This window comes from Curtobacterium sp. 9128 (genome assembly GCF_007673775.1).
GTDB lineage: Bacteria > Actinomycetota > Actinomycetes > Actinomycetales > Microbacteriaceae > Curtobacterium.
This window is the reverse complement of the sequence record NZ_VEAF01000002.1, coordinates 204,632-230,494: the sequence shown is the minus strand read 5'-3', so window position 1 is coordinate 230,494 and position 25,863 is coordinate 204,632. Positions and strand designations below refer to the sequence as shown.

The 25,863-nt window shown below is 70.7% G+C and carries 21 protein-coding genes; 13 read left to right on the top strand and 8 right to left on the bottom strand.

Annotated elements, in window-relative coordinates:
• The first annotated feature begins 142 nt into the window (after positions 1-142).
• The 6 genes from FS641_RS04300 to guaA all read left to right on the top strand — a co-directional run bounded on the left by FS641_RS04300 (position 143) and on the right by guaA (position 6,725).
• Complete coding sequence (locus FS641_RS04300; RefSeq protein ID WP_260855705.1) at positions 143-1,903, top strand: glycerol-3-phosphate dehydrogenase/oxidase; 1,761 nt, start codon at positions 143-145, stop codon at positions 1,901-1,903.
• 71 nt (positions 1,904-1,974) lie between these two features.
• The gene (locus FS641_RS04295) at positions 1,975-2,508 is read left to right on the top strand and encodes a cation:proton antiporter regulatory subunit (RefSeq protein WP_144760467.1); all 534 of its coding nucleotides are present in this window, start codon (positions 1,975-1,977) and stop codon (positions 2,506-2,508) included.
• A 6-nt stretch (positions 2,509-2,514) separates the two neighbouring features.
• Entirely contained in the window at positions 2,515-3,930 is a 1,416-nt protein-coding gene (locus FS641_RS04290) for a cation:proton antiporter (protein WP_144760465.1), read from the top strand.
• A gap of 5 nt (positions 3,931-3,935) precedes the next feature.
• Complete coding sequence (locus tag FS641_RS04285; protein ID WP_144760462.1) at positions 3,936-4,691, top strand: SURF1 family cytochrome oxidase biogenesis protein; 756 nt, start codon at positions 3,936-3,938, stop codon at positions 4,689-4,691.
• Positions 4,692-4,701: 10 nt separating this feature from the next.
• A complete protein-coding gene (locus FS641_RS04280) occupies positions 4,702-5,148 on the top strand; it encodes a DUF3817 domain-containing protein (RefSeq protein ID WP_260855680.1) in 447 nt (148 codons plus the stop codon).
• A complete protein-coding gene (gene guaA, locus FS641_RS04275) occupies positions 5,145-6,725 on the top strand; it encodes a glutamine-hydrolyzing GMP synthase (RefSeq protein ID WP_144760456.1) in 1,581 nt (526 codons plus the stop codon). The genes FS641_RS04280 and guaA overlap by 4 nt, the downstream gene beginning before the upstream one ends.
• Positions 6,726-7,223: 498 nt before the next feature.
• Here guaA and FS641_RS04270 read toward each other — a convergent pair whose 3' ends face one another.
• Positions 7,224-8,081, bottom strand: a complete 858-nt coding sequence (locus FS641_RS04270; protein WP_144760452.1) for a Bax inhibitor-1/YccA family protein — start codon at positions 8,079-8,081, stop codon at positions 7,224-7,226.
• A 64-nt stretch (positions 8,082-8,145) separates the two neighbouring features.
• On the bottom strand, positions 8,146-9,141 hold the full coding sequence (locus tag FS641_RS04265) for a DUF817 domain-containing protein (RefSeq protein ID WP_144760449.1): 996 nt from the start codon (positions 9,139-9,141) through the stop codon (positions 8,146-8,148).
• A 160-nt stretch (positions 9,142-9,301) separates the two neighbouring features.
• Here FS641_RS04265 and FS641_RS04260 point away from each other — a divergent pair, with 160 nt between their 5' ends.
• From FS641_RS04260 to FS641_RS04245, 4 genes are read left to right on the top strand one after another with little or no spacing between them, the layout of a single operon-like run.
• A complete protein-coding gene (locus FS641_RS04260) occupies positions 9,302-10,546 on the top strand; it encodes a Gfo/Idh/MocA family protein (protein ID WP_144760446.1) in 1,245 nt (414 codons plus the stop codon).
• Positions 10,547-10,553: 7 nt separating this feature from the next.
• Positions 10,554-11,639 (top strand): LacI family DNA-binding transcriptional regulator, encoded by a 1,086-nt coding sequence (locus tag FS641_RS04255; protein WP_144760443.1) that lies wholly within the window; start codon positions 10,554-10,556, stop codon positions 11,637-11,639.
• Between the two features lie 10 nt (positions 11,640-11,649).
• Entirely contained in the window at positions 11,650-12,681 is a 1,032-nt protein-coding gene (locus FS641_RS04250; protein ID WP_144760440.1) for a glycerophosphodiester phosphodiesterase family protein, read from the top strand.
• Positions 12,682-12,692: 11 nt separating this feature from the next.
• Positions 12,693-15,143: an ATP-dependent helicase gene (locus tag FS641_RS04245; RefSeq protein WP_144760437.1), complete on the top strand. Its 2,451-nt coding sequence runs from the start codon at positions 12,693-12,695 to the stop codon at positions 15,141-15,143.
• 22 nt (positions 15,144-15,165) lie between these two features.
• Here FS641_RS04245 and FS641_RS04240 read toward each other — a convergent pair whose 3' ends face one another.
• Entirely contained in the window at positions 15,166-15,651 is a 486-nt protein-coding gene (locus FS641_RS04240) for a GNAT family N-acetyltransferase (RefSeq protein ID WP_144760434.1), read from the bottom strand.
• A gap of 205 nt (positions 15,652-15,856) precedes the next feature.
• Here FS641_RS04240 and FS641_RS04235 point away from each other — a divergent pair, with 205 nt between their 5' ends.
• From FS641_RS04235 to FS641_RS04225, 3 genes are read left to right on the top strand one after another with little or no spacing between them, the layout of a single operon-like run.
• Complete coding sequence (locus FS641_RS04235; RefSeq protein ID WP_144760431.1) at positions 15,857-17,476, top strand: pyridoxal-dependent decarboxylase; 1,620 nt, start codon at positions 15,857-15,859, stop codon at positions 17,474-17,476.
• Positions 17,473-18,909, top strand: coding sequence for a lysine N(6)-hydroxylase/L-ornithine N(5)-oxygenase family protein (locus FS641_RS04230; RefSeq protein ID WP_144760428.1), 1,437 nt, complete (start codon positions 17,473-17,475; stop codon positions 18,907-18,909). Before FS641_RS04235 ends, FS641_RS04230 begins: the two co-directional genes overlap by 4 nt.
• Positions 18,906-21,245, top strand: coding sequence for a GNAT family N-acetyltransferase (locus tag FS641_RS04225; RefSeq protein WP_144760425.1), 2,340 nt, complete (start codon positions 18,906-18,908; stop codon positions 21,243-21,245). Before FS641_RS04230 ends, FS641_RS04225 begins: the two co-directional genes overlap by 4 nt.
• 22 nt (positions 21,246-21,267) lie before the next feature.
• On the opposite strand, the gene FS641_RS04220 is transcribed toward FS641_RS04225, so the two are convergent.
• Genes FS641_RS04220 through FS641_RS04200 form a run of 5 tightly spaced genes read right to left on the bottom strand, consistent with a single transcriptional unit; the run spans position 21,268 to position 25,852 of the window.
• Positions 21,268-21,882, bottom strand: a complete 615-nt coding sequence (locus tag FS641_RS04220; RefSeq protein ID WP_144760422.1) for a pyridoxal 5'-phosphate synthase — start codon at positions 21,880-21,882, stop codon at positions 21,268-21,270.
• 18 nt (positions 21,883-21,900) lie between these two features.
• The gene (locus FS641_RS04215) at positions 21,901-22,629 is read right to left on the bottom strand and encodes an NUDIX domain-containing protein (RefSeq protein WP_144760419.1); all 729 of its coding nucleotides are present in this window, start codon (positions 22,627-22,629) and stop codon (positions 21,901-21,903) included.
• Positions 22,626-24,188, bottom strand: a complete 1,563-nt coding sequence (locus tag FS641_RS04210) for a nicotinate phosphoribosyltransferase (protein WP_144760416.1) — start codon at positions 24,186-24,188, stop codon at positions 22,626-22,628. Before FS641_RS04210 ends, FS641_RS04215 begins: the two co-directional genes overlap by 4 nt.
• Positions 24,185-25,018, bottom strand: a complete 834-nt coding sequence (locus FS641_RS04205; RefSeq protein WP_144760413.1) for a phosphoribosyltransferase family protein — start codon at positions 25,016-25,018, stop codon at positions 24,185-24,187. Before FS641_RS04205 ends, FS641_RS04210 begins: the two co-directional genes overlap by 4 nt.
• A 39-nt stretch (positions 25,019-25,057) precedes the next feature.
• Positions 25,058-25,852 carry an oxygenase MpaB family protein gene (locus FS641_RS04200; RefSeq protein ID WP_186317571.1) on the bottom strand — a complete coding sequence of 265 codons (795 nt, stop codon included), beginning with the start codon at positions 25,850-25,852 and terminating at the stop codon, positions 25,058-25,060.
• Positions 25,853-25,863: the final 11 nt, after the last annotated feature.

Sequence of the window (25,863 nt, the reverse complement as noted above, 5' to 3'; positions counted from 1 at the left end):
GGCGCCGCTCGCAACGGCAGCGGAGGCGATGATGGCAACGACGGTCTCGGGCAAGAAGGCACCGGAGGGTGCGTTCGGCACGGCGGGGTTCGACCCCCGGGCGAAGCTCGGACCGGACGAACGCGCTGCCGCGATCGAGGCGATGAAGACCCGGGAGCTCGACGTCCTCGTGGTCGGCGGCGGCATCGTCGGCGGCGGCAGCGCGCTCGACGCCGTGACCCGCGGCCTGAGCGTCGGCATCGTCGAGGCGCGGGACTGGGGTTCCGGGACCTCGAGCCGCTCGTCGAAGCTCGTGCACGGTGGCATCCGGTACCTCGAGCAGCTCAACTTCGCGCTCGTGCGTGAGGCCCTCATCGAACGCGGGCTGCTGCTCCAGCGGATCGCCCCGCACCTGGTCAAGCCAGTCCGCTTCCTGTACCCGCTCAACCACCGCGTGTGGGAGCGGTTCTACATCGGCATCGGCATGGCGATGTACGACGCGTTCAGCTGGTCCGGTGGTCGTCCGCCCGGCGTCCCGCACCACCGGCACCTCAGTCGCACGCAGGTGCTGAAGTCCATGCCGTCGTTGAAGAAGGACGCGTTCGTCGGCGGGATGACCTACTACGACGCCCAGGTCGACGACGCCCGCTACGTCTCGTCGCTCGTCCGCACCGCCGTCTCCTACGGCGCACACGCCGCGTCGCGGATCCGCATCGAGGGCTTCATCAAGGTCGGCGAGCGGGTCGTCGGCGCGCACGCGCACGACATCCAGACCGGGGAGCGCTTCGACATCCGCGCGAAGCAGGTCGTCAACGCGACCGGCGTCTGGACCGACGACACGCAGGCGATGGTCGGCACCAGGGGGCAGTTCAAGGTGCGGGCGTCGAAGGGCGTGCACCTCGTGATCCCGCGCGACCGCTTCCAGTCGAACATGGGCATGATCCTCCGCACCGAGAAGAGCGTGCTGTTCGTGATCCCGTGGGGGCGGCACTGGCTGGTCGGCACGACGGACACCGACTGGTACCTCGACAAGGCGCACCCGGCGGCGACCGCGGCCGACATCGACTACATCCTCGAGCACGTCAACCAGGTCCTCCGCGTCCCGCTCACCCGCGAGGACGTCGAGGGTGTCTACGCCGGACTCCGTCCGCTGCTGGCGGGGGAGTCCGACCAGACGTCGAAGCTCAGCCGTGAGCACGTCGTCGCGCACACCGCTCCCGGGCTCGTCGTCGTCGCCGGCGGCAAATGGACCACCTACCGCGTGATGGGCAAGGACGCCATCGACGAGGCCGTGGCCGCGATGGACGGTAAGATCGCCGAGTCCACGACCGAGGACATCCCCCTCCTCGGCGCCGAAGGCTACCCGGCGGCCTGGAACAAGCGCGGGCGCACCGCGCGCACGTTCGGCCTGCACAAGGTGCGCATCGAGCACCTGCTGAACCGCTACGGCACGCTCAGCACCGAGGTGCTCCAGCTCGTCAAGGAGGACCCGGCGCTCGCCGAGGCGCTGCCCGGAGCCGACGACTACATCGGGGCCGAGGTGGTCTACGCGGCCTCGCACGAGGGCGCCCTGCACCTCGAGGACGTGCTCGCCCGACGGACCCGCATCTCGATCGAGGCGTGGGACCGCGGCGAGTCCGCAGCACCGGTTGCGGCGAGGCTGATGGCCGGTGTGCTCGGGTGGGACCAGGAGCAGACCGAGGCCGAGGTCGCCAACTACCGCAAGCGCGTGGCCGCCGAGCGGGCGTCGCAGCTCCAGCCCGACGACGAGTCCGCCGACCGCGTCCGACTCGAGGCTCCCGACATCGCGTTCGGCTTCGACGAGGACGACGTGGTCGTCGGCGGCGGTCGCAGCGACGGCGCCGAGGGTGCGTCCGCCAGTGACGAGCAGGTCGTGGGGGAGAAGACGACCGAACCGGAGTAGGACTCATCCACAGGGGGAATGGCCCGGCTGCTGCGATGGTTAGCATGGGCGTACTCGAAAAGGGAGCCATCATGGTCGACGTTCACCGCGTCAAACTCCCCGGAGTCGGCGTGCTGCACAGCTTCTACACCGACGACGGTGGCAAGTGTGGTGTCATCACGCACCGGTCGGGCCACTCCGACCTCATCTCCTTCGCGGACGTCTCGGACGGCGCCGACAAGTCGGAGAAGGTGTCGCTGCGCCTCAGTGAGGACGAAGCACACACCCTCGCCGAGCTGCTCGGCGGCACCCGCATCACCGAGGGGCTCGACAAGCTCGACGAGATCCCCGGCCTGTCGATCGACTGGTTCTCGGTCGACTACGACGACGCGATCGCCGGCAAGCCCCTGGGCGACCTGCACGACTCCGGCTTCATCGGCCTGACTGTCGTGGCGGTCGTCCGCGGCGACAGCGCCAACCCGGCACCCTCCCCGGACTTCGTCGTCTTCCCCGGCGACACCATCGTCGTCGCCGGTGCTCCCGAGAAGGTCGCGAAGGCGTTCTCGTTCTACCGCAGCGGAGAGCTCGCGGCGGCTGCTGCTGCCGAGGCCCCGCCCGGAAGGTAGTCCGGGATGCACCTGGGTGGTGAGCTGCTCACCATCGGCGGCCTGTTCCTCATCGCCTACGTCCTCGGACGGCTCGGCAAGCTGATCGGCCTGCCCGCCATCCCGATCTACATGATCGTCGGGCTCATCGCGAGCCCGCACACGCCGTGGATCGGGCTGAGCGTCGAGTCCCACACCATCGAGCTCATCGCCACCTTCGGGCTGATCCTGCTGCTGTTCAACCTCGGGTTGGAGTTCGACCAGGAGGAGTTCTACGGCAACGCCGGCAAGCTCCTGGTCTCCGGTGGCACCTACGTCGCGATCAACATGGGCGTGGGGTTCGCCTTCGGGTTCTCGCTCGGCTGGGGCACCCGGGAAGCCCTGATCATCGCGGGGATGACGGCGACGTCGTCGAGTGCGATCGTGACGAAGCTCCTCATCGAGCTCCGGCGGCTCGCCAACGACGAGACCCCGATGATCCTCGGCGTCACCGTCATCGAGGACGTCTTCATCGCGATCTACCTGGCGATCGTCTCGGTGGTGCTCTCCGGCGACACGAACCTCTGGGGCGTGATCGGGAAGCTCGCGCTGGCGTTCGGGTTCCTCGTCGTCATGTTCAGCCTGGCGCGCTGGGGCGGCAAGCAGGTCTCCAGGATCTTCGCCACCCGCGACGACGAGCTGTTCACGATCCTGTTCTTCGGGCTCGCCGTGATGTTCGGCGGCATCGGCGACCTGCTCGGTGTCACCGACGCGATCGGTGCGTTCGTCATCGGCCTGCTCTGCGGCGCCACGCGCTACCGCGACCGGATCGAGCAGCTCGCGCTCCCCATGCGTGACGTCTTCGCCGCCTTCTTCTTCGTGAACTTCGGCCTGGGCCTCGACATCTCGACCTTCGGCGAGGTCCTCTGGCCCGTGCTCGGTGCCATCGGCATGACCGTCGTGCTGAACGCCGTCGCAGGGCAGCTCGTCGCCCGCATGAACGGCTTCAACGTCCAGCAGGGCATCAACACCGCCGTGATCCTGGTGAACCGTGGCGAGTTCGCGCTGATCCTCGCGACGCTCTCGGCTGCCGCCGGACTGGAGGCCCGGATCACCGCGTTCGCGGGCCTGTACGTCCTCGTGATGGCGATCCTCGGGCCGCTGCTCGCGGTGAACTCGGACCGGATCGGCCGCCTCGTGGAGCGGCCCGGTCGGGTCAGGCGGTTGCGCGGGCGCGAGCGGGCCGCTGCCGAGGCGGCAGCCGCCCGCAAGGCCGAGCGGGACGCCCGGTTCGCGGAGGAGATCGCCCTCGTGGAGGCAGCTGGCAGCCAGGAGCGAGAGAATGGGCGACCGGAGACGACCACCGAGCGCGAACCGGAGACGGTGAGCACCGGGACGTCGTCGGTCGAGATCCCCGCCGAGCGTCCCGAACGCCCGGCACGCCAGCGCGATCCGGAGTACTGATACGCATGTGGGCCGTAGCCCGACGACCGAGGTGGATCGCGCTGCTGCTGCTCGCGCTGGTCCTCGCAGCGGTGTTCGCCTTCCTCGGCAAGTGGCAGCTCGAGCGGAGCATCGAGAACGGCAAGCCGCTGCCGGCCACCACCGAGACCCGACACGTGCTGTCCGACGTCGCGAAGCCCGAGCGCGGGGTGGGCGACAGCCTCGCCGGTCAGAAGGTGACCGTCACGGGGCGGTTCGTGCCGGGCGACACCACCCTGCTCACCGGACGCAGCGGGGGTGGACGCTGGCAGACCGTCGGACACATGGTCGACACGACCACCGGTGCGAGCCTCCCGGTCGTCATCGGGTGGTCCGACCAGAAGGCGACCGCCGCTGCCGGCGGTGACCGGATGGCGGACGGCGCGACCGTCACGGTCGAGGGCCGGTACTACCCGGCGGAGTCGCCGGACCAGGACGCCTTCCAGAAGGGCGAGTACTCGGCCGTCGCGCCGGCGCGCTTCGTGAACACCTGGAAAGCCTTCGACGACCGCATGTACGGCGGGTACGTCGTCGCGGACGGCACCACCGCGAAGGCCGCCGATCTCGGCACCGTCGCCGATCGCGCACCGACGCGCGAGGTCCAGTTCGACTGGCTGAACCTCTTCTACGCGGTCGAGTGGGTCGTCTTCGCCGGGTTCGCCGTGTTCCTGTGGTGGCGCTTCGTGAAGGACGCCTGGGAACGTGAGAACGAGGACGAAGAGGTCCTCCTCGCTCGACGGTAGGATGGCCGATATGGCTCTGACCGTCCGACCTCGCGACGTCCCGAAGATCCCGGGCGCGGTGAAGTGGTACCGCGTGTCGGCCTACATCACCGGTGTGCTGCTGCTCGCCCTCGTGCTCGAGATGGCCATCAAGTACACACCGCTGCACCTCGAGATGCAGCTCGGTGGCGGGGCGTTCTTCGTGCCGGAGGGCACGGCGGGCAAGGAGCCGGGCACGTTCAACCTGTCGATCGGCATCCTGATCGCCCACGGCTGGCTCTACGTGCTGTACCTCTTCACCGACTTCCGCCTGTGGAGCATCATGCGCTGGAAGCCGATCCGCTTCCTGCTCATCGCGCTCGGCGGCATCATCCCGTTCATGTCGTTCGTGGTCGAGCACCGCATGCAGAAGATCGCCATGGACACCTACCACGAGCTGAACGCGCAGCAGGCGCGTGAGAAGGAGGCCGCTCGGTGAGCGAGACCGACCAGCGTCCCGTCCTCGTCGTCGACTTCGGAGCCCAGTACGCGCAGCTCATCGCTCGTCGCGTGCGTGAGGCCAACGTCTACAGCGAGATCGTCCCGCACTCGATGAGTGCCGCAGAGATCCGTGCGAAGGACCCGGCAGCGATCGTGCTGTCCGGAGGCCCGTCGTCCGTGTACGAAGACGGTGCCCCCGCACTCGACGGCGCGATCCTCGAGCTCGGCGTCCCCGTGCTCGGCATCTGCTACGGCTTCCAGGCGATGGCATCCGCGCTCGGCGGCACCGTCGCGAACACCGGCCTGCGCGAGTACGGCGCCACCGACGTCGCGGTGACCGGCACGGACAGTGTCCTGCTCGGCGGTCAGCCGGCGTCGCAGACCACCTGGATGTCGCACGGCGACTCGGTGTCCGCTGCGCCGGAGGGCTTCGAGGTCCTCGCATCGAGCTCCTCGACGCCCGTCGCGGCCTTCGCGTCGGACGAGCGCAAGCTCTACGGCGTGCAGTGGCACCCCGAGGTCAAGCACTCCGCGTTCGGCCAGGCCGTGCTGGAGAACTTCCTGCACCGCGCTGCCGGCCTCCCGGGTGACTGGAACTCGAACAACGTCATCGAGGAGCAGGTCGCCCGCATCCGCGAGCAGGTCGGCTCCTCCCGCGTCATCGCCGGGCTCTCCGGCGGCGTCGACTCCGCCGTCGCCGCTGCCCTGGTGCACCGTGCCGTCGGCGACCAGCTCACGTGCGTGTTCGTCGACCACGGGCTCCTGCGTGCCGACGAGCGCAAGCAGGTCGAGGAGGACTACGTCGCCTCGACCGGTGTCCGCCTGATCACGGTGGACGCCGAGGAGCAGTTCCTCGACGCCCTCGCCGGTGTGAGCGACCCGGAGCAGAAGCGCAAGATCATCGGTCGCGAGTTCATCCGGACGTTCGAGCAGGCGGCGGAGGCCCTCGTGCTCGAGGCCCGCGCGGCGGACGGCGACGCCGAGGTGAAGTTCCTCGTGCAGGGCACCCTCTACCCGGACGTCGTCGAGTCCGGCGGCGGATCCGGCACCGCGAACATCAAGTCGCACCACAACGTCGGCGGACTGCCGGAGGACATGACCTTCGAACTCGTCGAGCCGCTGCGCACCCTCTTCAAGGACGAGGTCCGCGCCGTCGGCCGCGAGCTCGGGCTGCCCGAGGTCATCGTCGGACGCCAGCCGTTCCCGGGCCCCGGCCTCGGCATCCGCATCGTGGGGTCCGTCGACAAGGACCGACTCGAGATCCTCCGCGCCGCAGACGCGATCGCGCGCGAGGAACTGACCGCAGCCGGTCTGGACGACGAGATCTGGCAGTGCCCGGTCGTGCTCCTCGCCGACGTCCGCTCCGTCGGCGTGCAGGGCGACGGGCGAACCTACGGGCACCCCATCGTGCTCCGTCCGGTCTCGTCCGAGGACGCCATGACGGCCGACTGGACGCGTCTGCCGTACGACGTGCTCGCGAAGATCTCCAACCGCATCACGAACGAGGTTCGCGACGTCAACCGCGTCGTGCTCGACGTCACGTCGAAGCCGCCGGGGACGATCGAGTGGGAGTGACCCTCCCGTCCTGAAGGGGTCCGGCGCTGGCGCGCCGGGCCCCTTCTGCGTGCGGGGGGCGGGGGGAGCAGAGCTCGGCGGGGCTCGGCGGGGCTCGAGGTTCCGCAATTGCGGCATCTCGGCGTGCTCCACGGGTGAGTCGTGGAACCCCCACGTGTGGGGAGCGGCGAGTCGTGGAACCTCGTCCGGCGCGGGCCCGGTGCGTGCCCTTGCCGTGCTCTCGCCGTGTTCTCGCCGTGTTCTCGCCGTGTTCTCGCACAGCTCTCGCCGTGCTCTCGCACTCATCGCGCGGTCACGTCACCCCGTCGGCCGACGCCGAGCGGTCGAGAGCTGTCGCTCGGCATGGGACATGACGACCGATCCTGCCCTGTCAGCGATCGTGAGCGGGGCTTCGTGACCGCTCGGCGGCGATCGTCGATCGAGCGCGACGGACGCGGCGGGTCCGGGAACGACGAAGGACCCCGGCGCGTGCCGGGGCCCTTCGCGTGTGCGCTGCCGCTAGTTGCGGGAGCTGCTCGCGATGATGGCGAGGATGCGCAGGATCTCGAGGTAGAGCCAGACCAGCGTCACGATGAGCCCGAACGCTGCCGTCCAGCCGTAGACCCGCGGAGCACCACGCTGCACGCCCGTCTTGATCTGGTCGAAGTCGAGGATCAGTGAGTACGCGGCCATGACCACCACGAAGATGCCGATCACGACGCCCAGCGGGATGCCGAACACGGTCACGCCGAGGAGGCCGAAGGCGGTGTTCGTCACGCCGGTCCACATGAGGACGAGGTTGACGAGCGAGAAGGCCATGTAGCCCACGATCGCGACGAGGAAGAAGCGCGTAGCCTTGGGCGTCGCGCGGACCTTGCCGGAGCGGAAGAGCAGGAGCGTCACGAAGAAGACGCCGAGCGTGCCGAACACGGCCTGCGTGACGATGCCGTCCCACATGGTGTTGTACGCGCTGGAGATCCCGCCGACGAACAGACCCTCGAAGAACGCGTACGCCAGCACGAGACCCGCGGACGGCTTCTTCTTGAACGTGTTGACGAGCGCCAGGACGAACCCGACGATCGCGCCGACGATCCACACGACCGGTGGCAGGTTCCAGCCGGCCACGGCGCCGACGATGAGCACGCCGAACGCCATGAGGGTCTTCACGATGGTGTCTTCGTACGACATCCGGTCGGTGTCGACGGTGCTCGCCGACGGGCGGTCGTACATGTACTGCAGCTGCTCAGGCGTCATGCCCGCGGTCGGCTGCGGGGTCTGACCCCATCCGCCCTGCTTCGAGCCGGCGCCGGCACCCCAGGCGTTCCGGCCCGCGTCGTTGAAGGCGGGGGACTGGTCGAAACCGGGCTTGAAGGCCATGGTGTCCTCGTCATTCCTCTGTGTTCGGGTCGTGATGAACGACTGACCGTTCCTTCACGTCCTCTCAGCCTAGGTGTGCGTCGCGCCGAAAGGCTGAGGATTCGCGGCGAGCGGACGGCTCTGCTGCCGTCTGTGGGAGCACTCTACGGGCGCCGGCTGCGGGATGGTTCGGTGCATGTCGGGAGTTCGCCGAGCACCCGTCGGGTGGACGCGCCGGGTACAGCCAGGTGACGAGCGCAACGGAGATCGTCATGAGCAGCAGCCAGGCCGTGATCTTCGTGGGAGCGACCGGCGTCCAAGCAGCTGCCTGCGCCGGGTATGCCCACGCGTCGGCCCAGGTCGCGAGGTTCTCCGCCATCCAGATGACGACAGCGACCAGACCCATGGCGACGAGGACCGGCATCCGCATCGTCGCGCAGTGCACTCGGACGTGCACGGTCGTGCGGGCGAAGAGCAGGACGACGAGTCCGAGCAGCACGACCCGTGCGTCCCAGACCACGTGGTGCGTGAAGAAGTTGCCGTACACACCTGCTGCGAGCACCACGATGCACCACTGCCGGGGCCACCGCGAGAAGCGCAGGTCGAACAGTCGGTACACGCGGACCATGTACGACCCGACGGCGCCGTACATGAAGCCGGAGAACAGCGGGACGGCTGCGATGCGCAGGACTCCTCCGGTGTCGTAGCTCCACGAGCCGACATCGGTCTTGAACACCTTCATGACGGTGCCGACGACGTGGAAGAGCAGGACGACCCGGAGTTCCCGCACCGTCTCGAGTCCGAACACGAGCATCGCGACCTGGACGAGGACCGCCGCGATCGTGACGGCGTCGTTCCTGGCCAGCGGAGCCTCCGGTGGCCACACTGCTCGCGCCAGCACGATCGTGCCGAGGAGCGCGACCCCGAATGTGCAGGCCCACGCCTGCTTCGCGCCGAAGACGAGGAACTCGGTCACGAACTGTCGTGTCGGTGTCCTGGGCTGCCGCCCCGCATCGAGCATCCGGCGTGCGGCACGGTCGATGCGGGACTCGACGACGGTGGCCAGGGAGCGTTCGGTCATGGCGGGATGGTGACTCCGCCGCCTGGGGTCCGAGGTTGTCGTTCCTCCACATGTGCCCCTGGGTACATCGCTGTCCCCGTCCGAGCTCGGGCGTTGACACGAGTAAACCCGAGTCAGCAGAATGGACGGGCAACGACGCGCAACCACCCAAGGAGCCAGCATGACGTTCACCCTCGGCATGGTCGGAGCCGGCCAGTTCGCCAGCCACTTCGCGACCCTCTTCGCCAAGCACCCGGGCATCTCCGACGTGTACGCCACCGATGTCGTCCCGGAACGCGCGGAGCAGCTCGTCGCCGAGCTCGACCTCGCCGGGACGTTCCCGAGCTTCGAGGCGATGCTCGACAGCGCCGACGTCGACGCGGTCGCGATCTTCACCCAGCGCTGGACGCACGGCCCGCTCGTGCTGCAGGCCCTGCGCGCGGGCAAACACGTGTACTCCGCCGTGCCGATGGCGACCAGCGTCACCGAGATCGAGTCGATCATCACCGCGGTGCGCGAGACCGGCCTCACGTACATGATGGGCGAGACGAGCCAGTACAACCCCGCCACGGTCTTCGCGCGCCAGAAGGCCGAGCAGGGTGCGTTCGGCCGGGTCTTCTACGCCGAGGGTGACTACGTCCACGACATGGACCTCGGCTTCTACGACGCCTACCGGTACAGCGGTGGCGAGGACTGGAAGGCCACCGCGAGCTACCCGCCCATGTGGTACCCGACTCACGCGATCGGTGGCGTCCTCGGCGCGGTGCCTCGGCACGCCACGAGCGTCAGCTGCCTCGGGGTCCACGACGACCGCGGTGACGGTGTGTTCGACACCGAGGTGAGCATGTTCGACAACGACTTCTCGAACATGACCGCGCTGTTCGAGCTCGACGGTGGCGGGTCGATGCGCATCAACGAGTTCCGCCGGGTCGGGTTCCCGTCCTTCATCCGTGAGAGCCGCTTCCGCTGGTTCGGCACGGACGGCAGCTTCGAGCAGCTCGTCACCACCTCCGTGTGGCAGGACCGAGAGGGTGTCACCGACGTATCGGACCAGATCGCGACCCGGCCCACCATGTCCGAGGACGACCCGCGTCTGGCGGACGTCTCGCCGGCACTGCGGAGCTCCTTCGTCTCCGGGCACGCTCCGGTGCACGACGGGCTGACGGACCGGCTCCCCGAGGAGTTCGCCTTCGCGCCGAACGGCCACGAAGGGTCCCACCAGCTCCTGGCCGACGACTTCGTCCGGGCTGTGAACGACGGAGTGCTGCCGCCGGTCAACGCGTGGCAGGCGGCTCGGTACACGCTGCCGGGGCTGATCGCGCTCGAGTCTGCTCGGCGTGACGGCGAACGCCTGCCGATCCCGGACCAGGGTGACGCCCCCGTCCCGGTCGGCGAGTCGCTGCCCACGGCCGACCGGGTGTCATGATCGACCGGTGACAACGGGTTCGCAGGACGAGCGTCCACGCAAGGCGACGCGGCGCGACGTCGCCCGGCTCGCCGGGGTGTCGGACGCTCTGGTGAGCTACGCGCTCAACGGCGGCGCGCCGGTCGCCCCGGGGACTCGTCGTCGCATCCTCGAGGCGGTGGCCGAGCTCGGGTACCGGCCGAACCAGGCGGCTCGGGCACTCCGGTCCGGCTCTGCCCGCACGCTCGTGCTGGCGGTGCCGGACCGGGACGACCCCGTCTTCGCCAACCCGTTCTTCGCCGAGTACGCAGCGGCGATCGAGTCCGCAGCCTGGGAGCGGGGCTACGCGCTCTACACGACCGCGACGAGCTTCGAACCGGAGCGGCTCCGCACACGGTTCGAGGAGTTCGCTGCCCGCATGGTCGACGGCGTCCTCGTGCTCTCGAGCGGAGCCGCCGACCCCACGACGATCGACCCGGTCGGCCTGCCCTGGGTCGAGTTGAACGTGTCGTCTCCGCGTGCCGGTGTCGCGAGTGTCGGGACGGACCTCCGCGGTGGGGCTGAACGGGCCACCGAGCACCTCCTCGAGCACGGCGCTCGGACGGTGGCCTTCGTCGGCGAGCTCGACGGCCAGGAAGCCCGCCACCGCGGATGGCGGGATGCGTGCGAGCGGTGGGGCGTGCCTCCAGGGCCGGTCTTGGACGGCGGGTACACCCGCGAAGGCGGGTTCGTGTCGGGACTCGTGATCGCCGACTCCGAGGACCGTCCCGATGCGGTGTTCGCCGCGTCGGACCGCACGGCGGTCGGGGTGCTCCGGGCATTCCACGAGGTCGGGGTCCGGGTGCCCGAGGACGTCGCACTGGTCGGGTTCGACGGCTCGTGGGAAGCCGAGTACACCTGGCCGCCCCTCACCACCGTCCGGCAGCCCGTCGTGGCGATGGCCGAGGCCGCCGTCGCGCGTCTGGTGGGGGAGCCCGGTGGCGAGCACCGGGAGTTCGCGCCGGAGCTGGTCATCCGAGCCTCCTGCGGCGAGCACGGAGCCGACGGCACTGCCCGAGAGGATCCTCACGACGGCGCCCCTGACGCCCACGAACCCGTCGCACACGAGCAGTAGGGTCGGCCGCATGACGCTCGTGATCGCCCACCGCGGAGCCTCCGGGTACCGTCCGGAGCACTCCCGCAGTGCCTACGAACGTGCCATCGCCCTCGGCGCGGACGCGATCGAACCGGACCTGGTGCCGACCAAGGACGGCGTCCTGGTCCTGCGCCACGAGAACGAGATCTCCGGGACGACCGACGTGGCCGACCACGCCGAGTACGCCGACAGGCGCACGACGAAGACGGTGGACGGGCAGCAGCTCACCGGCTGGTTCACCGAGGACTTCACGTGGGACGAGCTCGCGACGCTCCGCACCCGCGAGCGACTGCCCGCCCTGCGCCCGCAGTCGGCCGAGCACGACGGGACGGATCCGATCCTGCGGTTGGAGGACCTGCTCGCCGTCCTCGACGCCGCCCCGCGGCCGGTCGGTCTCGTCGCCGAGGTCAAGCACGCCGCCTTCTTCGACCGCGCGGGCTTCCCCATGGGGGCGCTCGTGGACGACGCACTCGGCGCAGCGGGGTGGCGCGGGGACGAGCGCCTCACGATCGAGAGCTTCGAGAAGGGCGTGCTGCGCGACCTCGGCTCGCGGGGCACGGGTGGCCGGCTCGTGTACCTCCAGGAGGCCCGTGGCAGCGCCGCGGACGAGGTCGCCGTCCACGGGTCCTCCGCTCCCACCTACGCGCAGGAGCGCACCGACGGTGCGCTCGCGTCGCTGGCCGAGGAGTTCGACGGCATCAGCGTCGCCCTGAAGACGCTGATGGCGGGGACCGATCCCGTGCCCGTCGACGACCCGCGTCAGGTCCGCTCCGCGATCGTGGACCGAGCGCACGCGGCCGGGCTCCTGGTGTTCACCTGGACGCTGCGTCCGGAGAACCGGTTCCTGCCGGCTCCGCTCCGCCGCGGCGGCGACGTCGCGGCGCACGGCGACTGGCGGCAGTGGTTCACGTCGGTGATCCGCACGGGGGTCGACGGCGTCTTCGCCGACCATGCCGACCTCGCGGTGCAGGCGCGTTCGCTCGTCGAGGACCTCGCCTCCGGTGTCGGGGGCCCGGCCTAGACTGTTCGGACATGACGATCGTGCTCGACCCATTCGACTCGACGCCCGAGCCGGGTGCCGGGGACCGTCCCTACGAAGACCCATTCACCGCGGGTCTGAACCCCCAGCAGAAGGAAGCGGTCGAGTACCGCGGCGAATCCCTGCTCATCGTCGCCGGCGCGGGGTCCGGCAAGACCAGCGTGCTCACCCGGCGCATCGCCCTGCTCCTGGCCAACCGTGAGGCCTGGCCGTCGCAGATCCTGGCGATCACGTTCACGAACAAGGCCGCGGCCGAGATGCGCGAGCGGGTACGGGCGCTCGTCGGGCAGGCGTCCGAGGGCATGTGGATCTCGACGTTCCACTCGGCCTGCGTGCGCATCCTCCGTCGCGAGGCCGAGCGCTTCGGGTTCCCGCAGTCGTTCACGATCTACGACTCCGCCGACTCCCGTGCGCTGCTGAAGCGGATCATCAAGGACCTCGAAGCGGACTCGCTCGGTCTGACCGTCGGGGCAGCGGCCTCGAAGATCTCCAAGCTCAAGAACGAGCTGCAGGACATCGACTCGTACGCCAGGAACATCAACGCGAACGACCCGCAGGAGGTCATGTTCACGGAGGTCTTCCGGCGGTACACGAACGACCTCCGCCGCGCGAACGCGTTCGACTTCGACGACCTCATCGGTCAGACGGTGTTCCTGTTCCGCGCCTTCCCCGAGGTCGCTGCGCTCTACCAGCGGCGGTTCCGGTTCATCCTCGTCGACGAGTACCAGGACACCAACCACGCGCAGTACTCCCTGATCCGCGAGCTCACGCGTCCGGTGCCGGTGGAGCAGGTCGACCGGCTCGAGGACGAGGGGCAGCACGTCGCCCGCATGCGGGAGGCGGACGGGTCGATCGCCGGGGCGTCGCTGACCGTCGTCGGTGACTCCGACCAGTCGATCTACGCCTTCCGCGGCGCCGACATCCGCAACATCGTGGAGTTCGAGCGGGACTTCCCGAACTCGAAGGTGATCCTGCTCGAACAGAACTACCGCTCCACGCAGAACATCCTCGACGCCGCGAACGCCGTCATCGCGAACAACTTCGACCGCCAGGTGAAGAACCTGTTCACCGAGGTCGGCGCGGGCGACAAGATCGTCGGGTTCACCGGCTACACCGGCCACGACGAGGCCCAGTTCGTCGCCGACGAGATCCAGCGGCTCCACGAGGACGGAACGGACTACCGCGACATGGCGGTGTTCTACCGCACGAACTCGCAGACCCGTGCGCTGGAGGAGATCTTCATCCGCGCGGCGATCCCCTACCGGGTGCTCGGTGGGACGAAGTTCTACGAGCGGGCCGAGATCAAGGACGCGATGGCGTACCTGATCACGGTCGCGAACCCCGCGGACCCGATGGCGCTGCGTCGCGTGCTCAACGTCCCGAAGCGCGGCATCGGTGCCGTGACCGAGACCACCCTGCAGCGGTACGCCGACGACCACGACGTCACCATGCGCGAAGCCCTGCGGCACGCGGACGAGCTCGGGTTCGGCCCGAAGGTCCGGAACGCGATCACCGCGTTCGCGGCGCTCCTGGACGAGGTGTCCGCCAAGGCGCCGGACCAGCCCGTCGTCGACACCCTGACGCAGCTGCTCGACGGGTCCGGGCTGCTCGAACAGCTCCGGAAGTCCCCGGACGCGCAGGACTCCGCGCGCGCGGACAACATCGACGAGCTCGTGGCGGTGACACGGGAGTTCCAGAAGAACAACCCCGACGGCACGCTCAGCGACTTCCTGACCGAGGTGTCGCTCGTGGCCGCGGCGGACGAACTCGACGACTCATCGGGCACGGTGTCGCTCATGACGCTGCACACCGCCAAGGGCCTCGAGTACGATGCGGTGTTCCTGACCGGCGTCGAGGAGGACCTCCTGCCGCACCGGATGTCCGCGAACGAACCGGGCGGCCCCTCCGAGGAGCGTCGTCTGTTCTACGTGGGCATCACCCGCGCGAAGAAGTCGCTGTTCCTGTCGCTGGCGATGACCCGCGCGCAGTTCGGCGACGTCAACGTGGCGATGCCCTCGCGCTTCCTCCAGGAGATCCCCGCCGACCTCATCGACTGGAAGCAGTCGCCGGGCATGGCGAACAGTCGCGGGGGCACCGAGCCCAGGGCACTCAACGCGAAGCGCGACGGTGGCGGCTTCGGTGGTGGCGGTGGCGGTGGCGGCTACCGCGGCGGAGGCGGCTGGGGCGGCGGGTCCTACGACCGTGCGGCTGCGGCGGCGAAGACCCGTCCGAAGACCGAATGGGCGAACCGGGTGTCCGGGCAGGTCCGCGACAACGGCGACATGGAGCTCGCCTCGGGCGACCGCATCAAGCACGTCGACTTCGGCGAGGGCACGGTCTCGGCGGTCACCGGGCAGGGGGCGAAGCGCATCGCGGAGATCGCGTTCGACAGTGCCGGCCGCAAGAAGCTCCTGATCAAGATCGCGCCGATCGAGAAACTTTGACCGAGTCGGACCGCGCCGTGCCTCAGCGCACCATGCGGACCGTGTCGATCGCGTGCGGGCCGAGCTGCTGCTCCTTCGCGGCTCCGTCCCGGGTGAACCCGTTGCGCCGGTAGAACGCCTCGGCGCGCGGGTTGTCCGCCGCCATCCACAGGTAGGCGGGCGCGTCGCCGACGGCCTCGTCGAGGAGCGCCTGCCCGGCACCCGAACCGTACGCCGAGGCCACCACGTAGATGCCCTCGAGCTCGCGCTCGCGGGGCGCGCCGGCCTCGCGCCCGGGCCCCGCGGACGCCCACCCCACGACGACGTCGTCGATCGTGGCGAGGACCACGTCGGTCTGGGGGTCGGCGATGATGCGACGCCACCGATCGGCCCGTGCGTCGACGTCGAGGGACGCCAGGAACGACGCCGGGAGCAGATGGGCGTACGCCTCCCGCCAGGCCTGCACGTGCACCTGTGCGATGCGGTCGGCGTCCGGGACGCTCGCGGGACGGATCACGGGGTCGTTCATCTGACGATGATCCCGCATCCCGCATCCCGCATCCCGCGTCCCGCATCCCGCGTCCCGCATCCCGCATCCCGCGGCCCGGACGGCCTCGTGCCCCCAAGAGTCGTGTGCTCGAGCTCCCCGTCCTGCGCCGTCGCGGACGCTGTGCGCCACGCCCGGCCCCCTTTTCGGGTGACACGGCAGACGAGTGAGGTTAGCCTTACCTAACGTGACACCACTGATCGAAACGCTGACCAACACCACCGCTGCCCGGTACCGCGACCTCGTGGGATCGACCGTGGACCGGCTCGCCGAGCGCGTCGCCGGAGTGACGGCACCGACGACGAGCACGCCGGCCGCCGACCTCCACGACCGTGTCACCGGGATCGACCTCGACGGGGCGCCGCTCGGGACGGAACAGGCCCTCGCCGAACTCGACGAGTTGTTCGTCCGGGAGGCGGTGTGGTTCCACCATCCGGGCTCGCTCGCACATCTGAACTGTCCGGTGGCGCTGCCCGCCGTGGCCGCGGAGGCCGTCCTCGCGGCGGTGAACCCGTCCGTCGACACGTGGGATCAGTCCCGGATCGGCACCGAGATCGAACGACACGTCGTCGACTGGCTCGCGGGCCGGATCGGCTTCGCGGCGGGGGACGGCATCTTCACGTCGGGGGGCTCGCAGTCGAACCTGCAGGCGCTCCTCATCGCGCGGGAGCGACTCGAGCGACCCGGACAGCAGGAGCACCCCGGGCAGCGAGCCCACCCCGAGCATCGAGACCGCCCTGGACAGCGAGACCGCTCCGACCAGCGAGACCGCTCCGACCAGCGCGAACGGCGAGCGCCGACCACGGTCTTCACCACCGCCGAGACGCACTTCAGCGTCGCGAAGTCCGCACGCCTGCTGGGGATCGGCGAGGTGCGCATCGTCCCCACCGACGCCATCGGCCGCATGGTCCCCGCAGCCCTGGCCGAAGCCGTCGCCGAGAGCCGCGCCGCCGGCCGCGTCCCGCTGGCCGTCGTCGCGACGGCCGGCACGACCGACCGCGGCGTCATCGACCCGCTCGAACCCATCGCCGACGTCTGCGACCTCGAGGACGTCTGGCTCCACGTCGACGCCGCGTACGGGTGCGGCCTGCTCGTGTCGCCGACCCGCAGGCACCTGCTGGACGGCATCCACCGTGCGCGGAGCGTGACCACGGACCTCCACAAGTCGTTCTTCCAACCGGTCTCCTCGAGCGCCCTGCTGGTCCGCGACCCCGACGACCTCCGCAGGATCGCCTGGCACGCCGACTACCTGAACCCCGAGGACGCGGCGGAACCGAACCAGGTCGACAAGTCCCTGCAGACGACGAGGCGCTTCGACGCCCTGAAGCTGTGGGCGACGCTCCGAGCCACCGGTGCGGACGCGATCGGCGCGGCGTTCGACGCGGTGATCGACCTCGCGGCGGCGACACACACCATCGTCGCCGAGCACGACGACCTCCAGCTCGTGGCACCGACGGAGCTCAGCACGGTGCTGTTCCGCTGGCAGCCGGCGGGGATGGCCGACGACGAGGCCGATGCCCTGGTCGCACCGATCCGCGCCGCGCTCCTCGCTGAGGGGCGGGTCCTCGTCGCCAAGACCGTGATCGACGGGCGGCCGTGCAACAAGCTCACGCTGCTCAACCCGGAGACGACGCCGGACCAGATGCGCGCGTCCCTCGACCACGTGGCGCGGACGGCGGCAGCAACGGCGGCCGCGAGAGCGACGCCCGGCGCCCCCGGCGCCCCCAGCGACACCGGCGCCCCCAGCGGTACCCCCAGCGGTACCCCCAGCGCCACCCCCAGAGCAGCCGCCGGAGCGTCACGATGAGCACACCAACGCACGCACCCCACACACCCGCATCCGCACCCGCCCCCGCATCCGCACCAACGTCCGCCGCACCACGCGGACCCCGAGCGCCCCACGACCTCGTCGCCGTCGGCATCGGCCCCTTCAACCTCGGCCTCGCCTGCCTGACCGATCCGCTGGAGGACCTCGATGCGGTGTTCCTCGACGCCGCCGACGGCTTCGCCTGGCACCACGGCATGATGCTCGACGACGCCACGATCCAGGTGCCGTTCATGGCCGACCTCGTGACGATGGCCGACCCGACGTCCCCGTTCTCGTTCCTGGCGTGGCTCAAGGAGACGAACCGGCTCTACCCGTTCTACATCCGCGAGGACTTCCACCCCCTCCGCAGCGAGTACGACGCGTACTGCCGCTGGGCCGCCGAGCGCCTCGACACCCTCCGGTGGGGCCGCACGGTCACGGCGGTCGAACACGACGAGGCGACGGACCTGTTCACCGTGCACGCCGACACCGACCACGGCCCGGAGACGTACCGCGCGCGCCACGTCGTCATCGGCGTCGGCACCGAGCCGTCCGTCCCGGCGGCGCTCCGCGACCTCCCCGGCCCGGTGATCCACTCCGCCGAGTACGTGCCGAACCGGGATGCCCTCCGGAGCGCCGGCAGCATCGCGGTGATCGGCAGCGGGCAGTCCGCCGCCGAGGTCTACCGCGACCTGCTCGAGGACGTCCGGGCGCACGGCTACGAGCTCGACTGGATCACCCGGTCGCCACGGTTCTTCCCGATGGAGGACACCAAGCTCACGCTCGAGATGACGAGCCCCGAGTACACGGACCACTTCCACGGGTTGCCCGAGGACCTCCGCGACCGCCTGGGTCGCGAACAGCGGGGACTGTACAAGGGCATCAGTGCCGACCTGGTCGACGACCTCTACGACGCGCTGTACCGGATCAGCGCCGCGGGCCCGGTGCCGACGTCGCTCCGGACCGAGACGAGCGTCGTGGACGCGACCTGGCTCGCCGACCGCGGCACGTACCGACTGACGCTCCGACACGAACAGCTCGGCGAGACGTACGAGCACGAGGTGGAGCGGCTGGTCCTCGCGACCGGCTACGCACCGCGCTCGACGCGGTTCCTCGATCCGGTCGAGCACCTGGTCGCGCGCGACTCCCGTGGGCGGTTCGCCGTCGCTCGCGACCACCACGTGGACACCATCGGCGGCCGGATCTGGGTGCAGAACGCCGAGGAGCACACGCACGGGGTGACCGCCCCGGACCTCGGCATGGGTGCCTGGCGGAACGCATCGATCATCCGGTCCGTCACGGGTCGCCCCGTCCACGGACTGGAGGACCGGATCGCCTTCCAGGAGTTCGGCCTGCCCGCCACACGACGGTCCGGAGCGCCCGGTGCCGCCCCGGACCGGCGCGGCACCGAGCGAGGGGCGGTGCGCGCATGACCGGGGACGGCACCACCCGGCTCGGCGAGCCCGGCGCGGCGGGCGTCACCCCGGGCGTGGTGTCCATCGAACCCGTGGACCCCGATCGCGACGCCGCCGTCGTGCAGGCGTGGCTCGCCCACCCGGCGTCCTCGTGGTGGGAGATGGGCCACCTCGACGTCGACGCCGTACGCGCCTACCTGGCCGGCGTGCAGGCGGACCCGGCGCAGGCGGCGTGGCTGGGGCGCCGTGACGGCGAAGCCTGCTTCCTCGCCGAGACGTACGACCCGGCCACCGTGCTGCTGACCGACGTCTGGCCCGCCGTCCCGGGGGACGTCGGCATGCACCTGCTCGTCGCGCCGCCACCGGCCGAGGGTCGCGTGCACGGGCTCACCAGCGCCGTGATGCGCGCCGTGGTGGAGCACTGCCGGGACGCCCTCGGTGCGCGCCGCGTCGTCGTCGAACCCGACGTCCGGAACACCGCGGTGCACGTCAAGAACGCCGAGGTCGGCTTCCGGGTGCTCCGCGAGGTCGACGTCGACGGCAAGCGCGCACTGCTGTCGGTGCTCGACACCGACCGGATCGGCGTGCCGGACGACGACGGCCCTGCGGCCCACCTGCGGCCGGAGCACCTCGACGTCGCGGAGCGGCACCTCGTGGCGAAGGCGCTCGCCGAGTTCACGCACGAGCGGTTGATCACCCCGGAGACCGACGGTGACGGGTGGTGCGTCCCCGCGGGGCGGTCCACGTACCGGTTCGCCGCACGGTTGCACGCGCTCGAGCACTGGTCGATCGAGGAGCACTCGCTCACCCGGACCCGCGACGGTGTACCCGCGCCGCTCAGCGCGCAGGACCTCGTCCTCGAGCTCCGGGACGTCCTCGGGATCCCCGACGACCTGCTCGGCACCTACCTCGAGGAGATCGCCTCGACCCTCGCCAGCGCCGCGGCGAAGCACCGGCGCGGCGGCCCGTCCGCAGCGCAGCTCGCGCGGGGACGGGCGGACGTGGTCGCGGCGTTCCAGGCGACCGAGGCGGCGATGACCGAGGGGCACCCGGCGTTCGTGGCCTCGAACGGCCGGATCGGGTTCGGACTCGACGAGTACCGGTCCTACGCGCCCGAGTCGGGACGCACGTTCCGGTACCGCTGGCTCGCGGCCCGCCGGGAACACACGCACCTGGCACTCGCCGCCGACCGGACCGAGGAAGCGCACTGGGCGGCAGAACTGCCCGCCGCGACGGTCGCGGGCTTCCGGCGGACGCTGGAGCGGCGCGGGCTCGACCCGGACGACCACGTGTGGCTGCCCGTGCACCCCTGGCAGTGGCAGCACCGGATCGCCGTGACGTTCGCACCGGACCTCGGGCGGCAGGACCTCGTCGACCTCGGCGAGGGGCCGGATGCGTTCCAGCCGCAGCAGTCGATCCGGACGGCCTTCGACCGGACGGACCCGACCCGGTCGTACGTCAAGACGGCGTTGGCGGTGCAGAACATGGGGTTCCTCCGCGGGATGTCGCCCGCGTACATGCGGACCACCCCGGCGGTCAACGACTGGGTCGCCGGGATCGTCGCCGCCGATCCGACACTGCGGTCCGCTGGCTTCACGGTGCTGCGCGAGCACGCGGCGGTCGGCTACACGGGTGACGCGTACCACCGCGTCGACGTGCCCACACCGCAGCGGAAGATGCTCGCGGCGCTCTGGCGGGAGAGCCCCGTGTCGCGGCTGGCGGACGGCGAGCAGCTCATGACGATGGCGGCGCTCCTGCACCGCGACGGTGCCGGGGCCTCGGTCGTGGCCGCGCTGATCGACCGGTCGGGACTGCCGGCGGACGAGTGGGTGCGGCGCTACCTCGACGCGTACCTGCTCCCCGTGGTGCACTGCCTGACCATGCACGACCTCGCCTTCATGCCGCACGGGGAGAACGTCGTGCTGGTGCTCCGCGACGGCGTCGTGACCCGGGCGGTGATGAAGGACATCGGGGAGGAGGTCGTGGTGCTCGCTCCGGTCGCCGTCCCGGCCGGGATCGAGCGGATCGTGCATCCGGTCGGCGACGACGAGGCGGCGCTCGCCGTGTTCACCGACGTGTTCGACGGGGTGCTGCGGTTCGTCGCGGCGATCCTCGACGACGACGGGGTCCTGCCGGAGTCCCGGTTCTGGGAGCTCGTCGGCGCGTGCGTCGACCGGCACGCGGAGGCCCACCCGGACCGACGCCGCCCGCTCGACCTGCGTGCGTCGGTGTTCGAGCACTCCTGCCTGAACCGGCTGCAGCTGCGGAACACCCTGGCGATGGTCGACCTGGCGGACCAGTCGTCGTCGCTCATCCGAGCGGGGGCGATGCCGAACCCGATCGCGCGCACATGAGTCGCCGGCGCGCGTGCTCAGCTCACGGCTGCAGCACGCGCGTCGCCCACCCGTCGTCCGTCCGGCGGTACTGCAGGCGTCGGTGCATCCGGTCGCGACTGCCGTGCCAGAACTCGACCGTGACGGGTTCGAGTCGGTAGGCGACCCACGACGCCGGACGGGGGACGTCGTCGCCGAGGGCCCCGGCGGCGGAGAGCAGGTCGTCGAACGTGCCGTCGAGCGGCTCGGACTGGCGTGCGGCGGCCGTCGCGGCGCGGGACTTCGGCGACCGGTCCGCGAACAGCCCGTCGGACTCGTCGTCGGAGAGCACCGTGACGACCCCCTCGAAGCGCATCTGCTGCATCGTCTCGCGCCAGTACACCTGCAGTGCTGCAGCCGGGTTCGCCGCGAGTTGGCGTCCCTTCGGGCTCTCGGTCGACGACCCGAACACGAGCCCGTCGTCGTCGAGCCGCTTGACGTCGACGGTCCGTGCGCTGACCACCCCGTCCGCCGCTGTCGCGAGGGTCATGGACAGCGGCTCGGACACGTCATCGGCGCCCGCGAGCCACGCCCGTGCGGCGGCCATCGGTGTGGCGGGCGGGTCGGTGAACTCGGGGAACGCGAACGACGGGTCACCGGAGAGGGGTGCTGTTGGCATGCCCTCAGCCAACCCCGGTCAGTCCACCCACGTCCAGGAGACCGGGGGACGTCCGCCGCGCTGACCCGAGGACGTGGCTGCTGCCGACCGCACGAGCGACGGGTTGGTGCGCAGGGCCCGGTTCAGGTTGCCGGGGTCGGGGGTGACGCCGGTCACCGCGGTCTGCAGCCGGCTCGCGTCCGCCGTCGTGAACGACGTCCCGAGGAGCGCGCGGGTGAGCGGCAGGTCCCGCCACAACCGTGTGCGCACGTGGTCGAGTGCTGCCTGGATGATCCGGTCGTGGTCGAACGGGAGGCCCTGGTCGGCCTGGGCGGGGTCGCGCCACACCGCCGCGGGGGCGGCCCCGGTGCGTGCACCGACCCCCTGGTGTCCGCCCGCACCGGAGCCCTCTGCCGCGAGCTCGGCGTCGGCGTCGGGATCGGGACCCGTCACCACCGCGACGAACGCGATGCTGATCGCCGCCGACCGCGGGTCCCGCTCGGGCCCGTCGAACGCGCCGACCTGCGCGAGGTGCCGGACCGACTCGTCGTCGATCCCGGCCTTGGTGCGGAGCGCGCGCCGCGCCCCGTCCGCGAGGAGTTCCGCAGCGTCCAGGAGCACGCCGGGGAGGGCCTCCTGTCCGGCGTACGGGTCGTACGCCCGACGCGCGGTGGCGACCCGCAGCCCCTCGCTCGTCGTGAAGGACATCGGCACGACGTCGATCGCGATGAGCGGCTGGTCGCGGGTCGCCACGGCGCCGGTGGTCACGCCGATGCCGCCCGGCGGGCCGCGCGGTCGGCGCGCTCGCGACGGAGCGTGGCCCGGACGTCGGCGAAGGACTGGTGCACCAGGAAGCGGCCGTCCGTCCAGACCGGCTGGAGGAGGCTCGTCGCCTCGTCCTCCGCGCTCGCCTGGTCGGTCTGCCGGATCTCACCGGTCGCGTCCCGGTGCAGGGCGATGCGACCCTTCGCGCTCTTCTTGCCGCTGCCCGTCTTCGGGTCCTTCTGGATGTCCACGGGTTCGCCGTCCACGAGCGCCCACGTCGCCTTGACCGCGCTCCCGAGGTTGTCGCGGGTCATGTACTGGTACGTGTACGACCCGATGCCGAGCACGATGTTGTCGCTCGACCAGCCCTTGGCCGCGAGTCGCTCGTAGATCCGACGCGCACGGTCGAGGGTGATGCTGTCGCCGTAGATGACGCCGATGTGCTGGTCGAGGACCTTGTACCCGGCCGCGTTGACCGTGTGGCCGAACACCTCGTCCAGGAGCTCGACGACGCCCTTCTCCTCGTGGCTGCGCGCGGGATCGGTGAGCTCGGCCTCGGGGACGTCGTGGACGGTCCCCGTGACGATGTCGACCGGGTCGCCGGAGTCCGGGCGGATGACGAGCTTGCCGTCGCGGGCGGTGATCCGGTCCTTGAGTGCCGGGAGCGTCTCGGTGATCACCTTGAACAGGTCGAAGCCGTCGCTGACCGCGGACACGATCCCGGTCGGGTAGACGTCGAGGATCTGCTCGAAGGTCTTGAGCTCCCCGTCGGCACCGCGGACGCACATCACGCTGTGCTCGGTCGCCGGGACGCTCGCCGCGACCGTGCCGTTGTCACCGGGGTAGTAGCGGTCGATGAAGTCGAGCGACGGCATCGAGTCGGTGCCGAGGAACGACAGCAGGTGTCCCGCGCCGCCGGCCGCTGCGGACTCGATGCTCGACTGGCCGCGGAACGAGAAGTCGTGGGCGGCGTAGTCGATGCCCTCGGGGACGGCGCCCGTGCGCGCTGCCCAGTCCTCCATCAGGTCCCGGTACTCCAGGGCCTTCGTGGCGACGGTGGACGGGTGCCAGATCGACGCCGACAGCGCGGTCTCGATGTAGTTCGGCAGCCAGAAGAACTCGTCGACGGTGTTCTCGACGGTCAGGGTCGCGACGCCGATCGGCGCGAGCGTCCCCTCGGGCAGGGCCCTGATGGTGAGCGGGAGGTACCCGAGCCGGTGCAGCGCGCGGACGTGGTCGACGCCGATGTGGTTCGGCCCGAAGTAGCCCTCGAGCGCCTGCTCGAAGCGGTCGGCGACCTCGTCCTCCGATGCCGCGAAGAACGGCTCCCACGCCTCGACCAGCGAGCGCTGGATGAACGCCTGCAGGCCGAAGACGACGGCGTGCGTCGACTCGGGCATGTGCGCGTTCGACCGGTTCGTCCAGTTGATGAGGATCCGGGTGGTCCCGGCCGGGTACACCTGCCGGTGCGAGTGCTTGTAGCCGTCGACGGCGAGGAGCGGTGCGATCGGGCTCGGCGCGGTGTGGCGGGGCTCGATGCCGGCGGTGGTCGTGGTGGTCATCGGATCTCCTTGAGCAGGGACGGTGCGAGTTCGATCGTGCGCAGGCCCGTCGGGGGGTTCTGCGCGGGGTACGAGTCGGTGGTGACGATCTCGCCGAAGTGGTCGGCGAGCGCCGGTGCGCGGCCGGAGAAGACCCCGTGCGAGACCCAGAGGCCGAGTCGTTCCCTCGGCAGCCCCGTCGCGCTCGCGAGGCCCATGAAGGTCCCGCCGCCGTCGCAGATGTCGTCGACGACGAGCAGTCGACCGGCGTCGGGGAGTGGTTCGCACGTGAAGCCGTCGAGTTTGCCGGTGTCGGGGTTGCGGTGCTTCTCCGCGCGGAACACCGGCAGGTCGGACGCGTCGGCGACCGCGGTGGCCCTGGCGACCGCGCCCTTGTCGGGGGCGATGACGCCGACGTAGTCGGACCCGGCGACGACGGCGTCGCGGACGACCTGTTCGCTCGTGACGACGGTCAGGCGCTCGACGAGCTCGACGATGACCGGCGAGTGCGGGTCGAACGCGATGACCTGGCCGATGCCGAAGCCGTTGAGGACGTCGGCGTACACCCGCGCGCCGAACGGGAGGCCGCGGTCCTGCCGCGCGCCGGGGAGGTAGGGGACGAGCGCGACGGACCTCGAGCCGCGCTGCCGGACGGCGTCCGCCCACATGCCGAGCATGAGGAGGTCGTCGCCGCTCGCGCCGCGCAGGGTCGCGATCTCGGTGAGGCCCCCCGCGTCGGCGTCGTCGTTCGCGACCTTGACGTGCGCTTCACCAGCGGGGAACCGCATGGTGGAGAACGTCGGGGTCGCCATGGTCCCGGATGCGTCCCGGGTGCTGAGTTCGACTGCCATGGCCCGAGCGTAGCACGGTACTTGTCAGTCTGACAATAACTAGTGTCGGGTCCCCATGGTCCGCATCCGCCGGAGCAGCAGCGGCCCCGGCAGGCGGAGGAGCGGGCCGGGCACGACGGCGCGGAACCAGCGTAGCCCGGTCGTGACACGTTCGTAGCGACGTCGCTCGCGGGGGCCCCACGCGAAGCCGTACTGCGCGCGCACGGCATCGGGGAGCATCCCGACGGTGACGACGCGCACGAGCGGCATCGCGGCCCGGACCCATGCCGGCGCGAGACGCGGGTGCAGCAGGTCCCGCGCGACGCTCCTGGCGTCGTCGGTGACGCGCACCGCGGCGAGGGTGCTCGCCCAGTACTCCTCGAAGGCGGCGACGGTGGACGGCCAGCGTTCGGCTGGTACCCGGAGCGCGACCCCGAGCGGTGCGTAGGCGTCGAGCACGCGACGAGCAAACTCCGGCGGCACCGGGTCGCCGAACGCCTCGTGGGCCCGGAGCGCGGAGTCGTACAGCGTGGCGGCGACCCAGAGCTGGCGGTCGACGTCGTCCGCACCCGCGACGGGGGTGTGCGCACGGTTCACGAACGACGTGGCCGTGGACGCGTCCGAGGGCGTGCCGATGACGACCGCGTAGACGTACATGAGCGTGTGCACGAGCCGCTGTTGCGGGCGGCGGGCGAAGTCGGAGTGCCGGCGCACGCCGGCGGCGACCACCGGGTCGGCGATCTGCAGCAGGATCGCGCGACCGCCGGCCAGGACCGGCGTCGCGTCGCGGAGGAACCGGTCCAGGTCGTGGGCGCGACCAGCGGACGGACGGGAGGCCCGGTGCGCGTCCGGCACCGAGCCTCCCG

Excerpts from the sequence above, each read along its gene's own strand:
- FS641_RS04300 (WP_260855705.1), top strand. The coding sequence starts at position 143 with ATGAAGACCCGGGAGCTCGACGTCCTCGTGGTCGGCGGCGGCATCGTC.
- FS641_RS04295 (WP_144760467.1), top strand. The coding sequence starts at position 1,975 with ATGGTCGACGTTCACCGCGTCAAACTCCCCGGAGTCGGCGTGCTGCAC.
- FS641_RS04290 (WP_144760465.1), top strand. The coding sequence starts at position 2,515 with ATGCACCTGGGTGGTGAGCTGCTCACCATCGGCGGCCTGTTCCTCATC.
- FS641_RS04285 (WP_144760462.1), top strand. The coding sequence starts at position 3,936 with ATGTGGGCCGTAGCCCGACGACCGAGGTGGATCGCGCTGCTGCTGCTC.
- FS641_RS04280 (WP_260855680.1), top strand. The coding sequence starts at position 4,702 with ATGGCTCTGACCGTCCGACCTCGCGACGTCCCGAAGATCCCGGGCGCG.
- FS641_RS04270 (WP_144760452.1), bottom strand. The coding sequence starts at position 8,081 with ATGGCCTTCAAGCCCGGTTTCGACCAGTCCCCCGCCTTCAACGACGCG.
- FS641_RS04265 (WP_144760449.1), bottom strand. The coding sequence starts at position 9,141 with ATGACCGAACGCTCCCTGGCCACCGTCGTCGAGTCCCGCATCGACCGT.
- FS641_RS04260 (WP_144760446.1), top strand. The coding sequence starts at position 9,302 with ATGACGTTCACCCTCGGCATGGTCGGAGCCGGCCAGTTCGCCAGCCAC.
- FS641_RS04250 (WP_144760440.1), top strand. The coding sequence starts at position 11,650 with ATGACGCTCGTGATCGCCCACCGCGGAGCCTCCGGGTACCGTCCGGAG.
- FS641_RS04245 (WP_144760437.1), top strand. The coding sequence starts at position 12,693 with ATGACGATCGTGCTCGACCCATTCGACTCGACGCCCGAGCCGGGTGCC.
- FS641_RS04240 (WP_144760434.1), bottom strand. The coding sequence starts at position 15,651 with ATGAACGACCCCGTGATCCGTCCCGCGAGCGTCCCGGACGCCGACCGC.
- FS641_RS04230 (WP_144760428.1), top strand. The coding sequence starts at position 17,473 with ATGAGCACACCAACGCACGCACCCCACACACCCGCATCCGCACCCGCC.
- FS641_RS04225 (WP_144760425.1), top strand. The coding sequence starts at position 18,906 with ATGACCGGGGACGGCACCACCCGGCTCGGCGAGCCCGGCGCGGCGGGC.
- FS641_RS04220 (WP_144760422.1), bottom strand. The coding sequence starts at position 21,882 with ATGCCAACAGCACCCCTCTCCGGTGACCCGTCGTTCGCGTTCCCCGAG.
- FS641_RS04210 (WP_144760416.1), bottom strand. The coding sequence starts at position 24,188 with ATGACCACCACGACCACCGCCGGCATCGAGCCCCGCCACACCGCGCCG.
- FS641_RS04205 (WP_144760413.1), bottom strand. The coding sequence starts at position 25,018 with ATGGCAGTCGAACTCAGCACCCGGGACGCATCCGGGACCATGGCGACC.